The organism is Streptomyces alkaliphilus (assembly GCF_014141535.1).
Classification (GTDB): domain Bacteria; phylum Actinomycetota; class Actinomycetes; order Streptomycetales; family Streptomycetaceae; genus Streptomyces; species Streptomyces alkaliphilus.
The window spans coordinates 1-5846 of sequence record NZ_VKHT01000246.1 but is presented as its reverse complement, the minus strand read 5'-3'; the positions used below and the strand labels follow the sequence as shown (position 1 = coordinate 5846).

The window sequence follows — 5846 nt, the reverse complement described above, 5'->3', positions numbered from 1 at the left end:
CAGCCCCCAGCCCTCCCCTCCGCCACGAGCCGGGTCCTGATCGCCGACGACAACGCGGACATGCGGGACTACCTCACCGGTCTGCTGAGCGACGCCCATCGGGTCACCACCGTCCCGGACGGCCTCGCCGCGCTGGAGGCCGTCCGGGCGGATCCCCCGGACCTGGTCGTCAGCGATGTCATGATGCCCCGCATGGACGGCCTCCAACTCGTCGCCGCCCTGCGCGCGGATCCGCGCACCGCCGGGGTGCCGGTGCTGCTGCTCTCGGCCCGGGCCGGGCAGGAGGCATCCATCGAGGGTCTGGAGGCGGGCGCGGACGACTACCTGGTCAAGCCGTTCTCCGCCGGTGAACTGCGCGCCCGGGTACGGGCCACCGTCGAGTTGGCCCGCCTGCGCAACCATCACGCGCACTGGCGGGCGGCGCTGATCGACTCCCTCCAGGAGGCGTTCTTCGTCTGTGACGAGCGCGGCGCCGTGGTCGAGATCAACTCGGCCTTCACCGATCTGCTCGGCTACGGTCCGGGCGGCCTGCCCTACCTCCCGGAGCACCCCTGGTGGCCGGGGACCGAGCGTCACCCCGAGGAGCACCGACTCGCCACGGAGACCTTCACCCGGCTCCTCGAACACCCGGAGGGCCACCACGAGGCCCCCGTCGTGCACCGCGACGGCCACCTGTTGTGGGTGGCCATCGGGTTCAGTGAGGTGCACGACCCCGACACGGGGGGCCGCATGGTCGTCGGCACCCTGCGCGACATCACCGAGGAACGCTTCGCCGCGCAGCGCGAAGCCGCCATGGCCGCGATGGGCATCCGGCTCGCCGAGGCGTCCGGTACCGACGAGGCCCTGCGCGTCGCGATGGAGGAGCTGCGCGACCTGTGGCACGCCCGCCGGGTCGTCGCCGCCCACCGCGACGAGACCGGTTGCGTGCGGCGGATCGCCTCGGTGTCGGAGCGGGAGCCCTCGCCCCCCGGGGGCTCTTCCCCCGGAACACCCGAAGCCCTCGGACCCTCGGGCCGCCGGGAGAGGGGCGCCGACGGCGGCCCTTCCCCGGACCCGGTGCGGGAGGCCCTCATCGGCCTGTACGACACCGTTCCCCTGCGCCCGGTGACCACCCGCGATCCCGCGGGGGTGGGCATCACCCTCGACCACCCGGGCGGACGCCTCGGACTGTGGATCGAACCCGCCCCGCACCGCCCCCTCGGCCCCGAGGACCTCACCCTGCTCGCCGTCCTGGGCGGTCGGCTCGGACAGGCTCTGCACCGCGTCCACTCCTTCGAACAGCACCGTGAGACCGCCCTGGCCCTGCAGCGCGCCATCCTGGGGCCCGATCGTCTGCCCGACGGTTTCGCGGTCCGCTACGAACCCGCCGCCCGTCCCCTGCAGGTCGGGGGCGACTGGTACGACACCGTCGAGCTGCCCGACGGACGCATCGGCATCGTGGTGGGCGATTGCGTGGGTCGCGGCCTGGAGGCGGCTTCGGTCATGGGCCAGCTGCGCAGCGCCTGCCGGGCCCTGCTGCTGGAGTCCACCGGCCCGGCGCGGACCCTGACGGCCCTCGACCGTTTCGCGGCGCTCGTCCCCGGCGGTATCTGCACCACCGTCTTCTGCGGGGTCCTGGACCCGGACACCGGACGTCTGGTCTACAGCAGCGCCGGCCATCCGCCGGGCATCCTCGTCCGCCCGGACGGTGGCCACGACCTGTTGGACGGCGGACGCTCCACCCCGTTGGCGGTGCGCCCGGGCCACCCCCGGCCGGAGGCCGAACGGATCCTCCCGTCCACCTCCGTGCTGCTGCTGTACACCGACGGTCTGGTGGAACGCCGCCGACGCCCCCTGGACATCGGCATCGAACGGGCCGCGACGGTGGTGGCGGAGAGCCTCGACGCACCGCTGCAGGATCTGGCCGACGCGGTCATGAGGGGGTTGAAACCCTCATCCGACGAGGACGGCGGGTTCGTCGGGCCCCTGCCCGGCGCCGGTTACCGCGACGACGTGGCGATGCTGCTCTACCGCCACACCCGCCCCCTGGAGGTCACCTTCCCGGCGGATTCCGCCCGGCTGGCCGGCGTGCGGGCCGCCCTGCGTGCCTGGCTGACCGATCTCGGGCCGGAACGACACGTGATCCAGCAGGTTCTGCTCGTCGCCGGGGAGGCATGCGCCAACGCCGTCGAGCACGGTCACCGCGACACCCCCGGCGGCACCGTGCGTCTGACCGCCCGGGCCACCGCCCGGGACATCCACCTGACCGTCGCGGACAGCGGAACCTGGCGGGCCCCCCGCCCCGATCCCGACGCCCATCGCGGGCGCGGCCTGCAACTCATCCGCGCTCTGACGGGACGGGTGACCATCGACTCCGATCCCGATGGCACGACCGTCGACGCGCACGTGCGGATCGATCGCTGAGCGATCAACCGTTCCCCTCCTCGTCCGGTCCCCGCCCCGCTCACCCCCACCGGGGCGGGGGCGGAACACCGGGGGAGTCGAGTGTCATCGTCATCCGGATCACCAAACCGTCCGGAAGCGATCGCATCTGCACAAGATCACACAACCGGTTGATCATCCACAGCCCTCGCCCCCCGGATGCCGAGAACGGATCGGGGCGGTGGGTTCCGGCCAGGGGGTCCGACAGCCGCCCGGCGTCCCGCGTCTCCGCCCGGGCCCGGGAGCCGTCGACCCACAGTCGCAGCACCCCGGTACCGCCACCGTGCCGTACCGAGTTGGTGGTGGCCTCCGCGATCGCCAGCACCAGATCGGTCCGACGCGCACCGGACAGGCCCGCCTCCCGGGCCCAGCGCTCGGCGGAGCCCCGCACCGCGCTCAGCGTCTCCTCGTCGTAGGGCAGCGAGACCGCCCTCGTGGGCGGTTCCGTCAACGGCACGTCCCGTTCCCGTCGGCCGGTGTACCAGGGACTCGGTCGTTGCCCCTCGTTCTCCAGCATCGTGGGGTGGGAACGACGCGCCTCCTCCAGCACCCCGGAGGGAACCGAGGACACGTCGTAGGGGCACAGCACGGAGGCCGAGCTCCCGGCGAGTGCCAGATTGAACAGCATCTCGTGTCGCAGCACCTCCCGCACCTCCTCGGTGTCCCGCCCGGGCCACACGGGTTCGCCCACCACCCGGGGGTGGCCGTTCGGGTGACGGTCGACGAACTCCCGGAACGCCGACATGGCCCGTCCGGGATTGGGGCCGAAGACCCCGGTGACGGGCCAGGTCACCTCCCGGGCCAGCGCCCCCAGGTCCTCGCGCAGCAGGCGCTCGCGGCTCTCCGGCAACACCACCAGGATCGGTTCCCCGTTCTCCAGCCCGGCCCGGACGAACGCCCCGACACCCGCGAGGAAACCGTCCTCGCCGTGGTAGAAAAAGGCGGGGTGGGTGAAGGCGTCGACTCGTTCTTCGCCGGGCGCGGCCGCGGTGCCTCTCGTCATCGGGACACGACCTCCAGCGCGGCGTTCAGTTCGGGAAAGATGTCCAGCAGCCTCAGCAGGCACGGCGGCGGGTCGACCACCACGAGCCGGCGGCCCGGTTCCCGCGTGGCGGCGGACACCAGGCGGACCGTCCCGTCGAGGTCGATGTGCTCCAGTTCCGAGAGGTCCAGCTCCACCACCCCCTCCCCGGAGGTGCCACGGGTGCCGGGGGTCTCGGAGCACGCCAGGGCCGCCGCGACCCCGGTCACCACGTGTCGCACCGAGTGGTTCACCTCACCCCCCAGGGCGACTCCCGCTCGGCCCTCCAGGGGCACGACCCGCAGCGTCGGCGGGGGAAGGCGCTCCTTTCCGATCCGGCGGTGCTCCGGGTGGACACCGTCCAGCAGGGCCACGTCGGCGTCGGTCATCAACCGGCGGTCGTACAGGCACATGGCGGCCAGCGACGGCAGCCGCTCGAAGACCTCCCGGTGGATCCGGAGCTCGTACTCCAGGAGCCGTTCGGAGCCCGGAACACCCCGGCCGTACCAGGACATCTCCCCGACCGCCCGCAGTCCGTCGAAGCCGGCCCGCTCCGCCTCCCGCACCGAACGGTGCCACTGCTCCACCATGCGGTCGGGGTCGAAGGGGCCATCGGAGAGGTAGGCGTCCCGGGCCGCCACCACCGAGAGCTGGCCCCGCTCCCTGGCCCCCGTCGCGTCGAGGCCGTGGTCCTCGAGCACCCGAAGAACCGTCTCGGGCGGGGTGGCCTCGGTGAAGTACTCCATCCGCTCGCCGCGCTCGAAGGCCGGCCGCAGGAAGCGGACCATGTGAGCGTCCCGGGCGGCATCGTCCGAGAACACGGCACTGAGGTGGTTGTCCGGGCCCCGGGCGTCAGCCGGTCCCGCGACGACGGTGCGGGGCATGTGCGGGCCTTCCGTTCGGGAGGGGCGCGCCGGGTTCGCGACCCCCCACTGTAGAGCAGTCCCCCCCGGCGAACGGTTGGCGAACCCGGCGAACGGCCCGCTCCGGGCCCGTCGGTTTCCGTTTCCCCGATCGGGGGAAACCACCCCGTCGGTCGTGTCGCGGGGGCCGGGAGGTCTCCGGCTCCGCGCTCCCGGCCCGCCCGTCACCCCCGGTCCCGCCCGGGGCAGCCACGCAGAAAGCACCACCGTGTTCCGTACCTACCTGCTGCCCGTCGAGGCGGCGGTCCTGATCTTCCCCGTCATCGTCGCCGTGATCATGATCCCCGTGGCCGTTCGCGGTTACCGGCGGCGCGGTCGGGCGGGGGGCTGGTCGGTCCTCGTCTTCTACAGCTTCGTCTTCTACCTCGTCGCCGCGCTGTTGCAGACGCTGATGCCCTTGCCGGCCGACACCGACGCGCACTGCCTCGTCACCCGATACGCATCCGATCCGCAGCTGGAGCCCTTCGCCTTCCGACACACGGTCGCGGCGGCCGCCGGCGGCGACCGGTCGGTGATGAACCTCCTGGGACTGGCCCCCACCTGGACCACCCTGCTGAATCTCGTCCTGCTCCTGCCGTTGGGCGTCTACCTGCGCTATCACCTGCGCCGCGGCCTACTCGCCTCGGGTCTCATCGCCTTCGGCACCTCGCTGTTCTTCGAGACCACCCAGTACACCGGCCTGTGGTACCTCTACGCCTGCCCCTACCGGCAGTTCAACGTGGACGACCTGACGCTCAACACCCTCGGCGCGGTCATCGGGTGGTTCCTCGCCGGACCGTTGGGCCGCAGGCTGCCGGTCAACGACCCGAAGGTGGAACGTCTGCGGTACGGCAACCGGGTCACCCTCACCCGGCGCGCCCTGGCCCACCTGCTGGACGTGGTCGGATGCCTGGTGGTGTGGACCGTGATCACCGGCCTGCTCGCCGTTCTCGGAACCGTGGACCTCGCCACGGGCCGCCGTTGGGCCCTGTTGCTCGCCGCGGGGCTCGGCGCGGTGTGGTTCTGGCTCCTGCCGGCGCTGCTGCGCACCACGCCGGGAAAGCGTGCCGTCCTGCTGCGCGTCGAGCGCCCCGGCGGGCGACGGGCCGGCTTCCGGCGGATCACCGCCCGGATGGGGTTGCTGTACTCGCCGTTCGTCGTCCTGTGGTGGTGGGTAGCCGACCGTTCCGGCGCGCTGCCGGTCGCGGTGCCGGAACCGGTGGCCCGTGCCCTGCCGTTCCTCCTCCTGGCCGGCGGGGTGCTGGTGTGGGTGTGGTCGCCGCTCGCCGTGCTGGTGCGGGGGGACCACCGCGCGCCGTACGAACGCTGGACCGACACCGTCAACCTGGCCGTGCCCACCCGACGCGAACGCCGGGCGGCCCGCACGGTCGCCCCACCGCCGCGGGGGGAGGAGGAGCTCTCCGGAACCGGTGGGGGAGCCGTCGTCGGGGGCACGCTCCCCGATTCGCGTGGCGCGGCCGCTGTCTCTTATACCCATATGA

At 72.9% G+C, this 5846-nt stretch carries 4 protein-coding genes; 2 read left to right on the top strand and 2 right to left on the bottom strand.

What is annotated here, in order from left to right; all coding sequences use genetic code 11:
* Positions 1-2403, top strand: a 2403-nt coding sequence (locus FNQ90_RS10335) for a SpoIIE family protein phosphatase (RefSeq protein WP_182606099.1), incomplete at its 5' end; no start/stop codon positions are given.
* 40 nt (positions 2404-2443) lie between these two features.
* On the opposite strand, the gene FNQ90_RS10330 is transcribed toward FNQ90_RS10335, so the two are convergent.
* On the bottom strand, positions 2444-3424 hold the full coding sequence (locus FNQ90_RS10330) for a sensor histidine kinase (protein ID WP_182606098.1): 981 nt from the start codon (positions 3422-3424) through the stop codon (positions 2444-2446).
* Complete coding sequence (locus FNQ90_RS10325; protein WP_182606097.1) at positions 3421-4326, bottom strand: MEDS domain-containing protein; 906 nt, start codon at positions 4324-4326, stop codon at positions 3421-3423. Before FNQ90_RS10325 ends, FNQ90_RS10330 begins: the two co-directional genes overlap by 4 nt.
* Positions 4327-4573: 247 nt before the next feature.
* Here FNQ90_RS10325 and FNQ90_RS10320 point away from each other — a divergent pair.
* Positions 4574-5846, top strand: a 1273-nt coding sequence (locus tag FNQ90_RS10320; protein WP_182606096.1) for a VanZ family protein, incomplete at its 3' end; no start/stop codon positions are given.

Bases quoted from the DNA above. Each gene is read 5' to 3' on its own strand.
- FNQ90_RS10330 (WP_182606098.1), bottom strand. From the start codon at position 3,424: ATGACGAGAGGCACCGCGGCCGCGCCCGGCGAAGAACGAGTCGACGCC.
- FNQ90_RS10325 (WP_182606097.1), bottom strand. From the start codon at position 4,326: ATGCCCCGCACCGTCGTCGCGGGACCGGCTGACGCCCGGGGCCCGGAC.